This window comes from Actinomadura sp. NBRC 104425, assembly GCF_030269545.1.
In the GTDB taxonomy this organism is placed as follows: Bacteria; Actinomycetota; Actinomycetes; order Streptosporangiales; family Streptosporangiaceae; genus Spirillospora; species Spirillospora keratinilytica.
Genome location: NZ_BSTN01000166.1, coordinates 1 through 255, shown reverse-complemented (window position 1 = coordinate 255; position 255 = coordinate 1). Strand labels below are relative to the sequence as shown.

The window sequence follows — 255 nt, the reverse complement described above, 5'->3', positions numbered from 1 at the left end:
CCCGGGCCCGCCGCGCGACACGCTGACCTGCTCCAGCACCGGCACGAACTGCGGGCTGTCCCCGCGATGCCCTGCCGTCAGCACCACCGACAGCGGCTTGCGGCCCTGCTCACAGGCCAGATGAATTCTGGTCGTCCACCCACCGCGCGAACGCCCCAGCCCGTGATCGGCCGGCTCCGGCCCCGGCGGCTCGACTTGACCCTGATGGTCGTGGCGGGCGCCCGCGGAGTGCTGGTGGGCCCGGGCGATGGTGGA

General features: G+C 74.1%; 1 pseudogene. It reads right to left on the bottom strand.

The features are described 5' to 3' along the window. Positions 1 to 255, bottom strand: a pseudogene (locus QSK22_RS33585) (IS5/IS1182 family transposase); the annotation flags it as partial.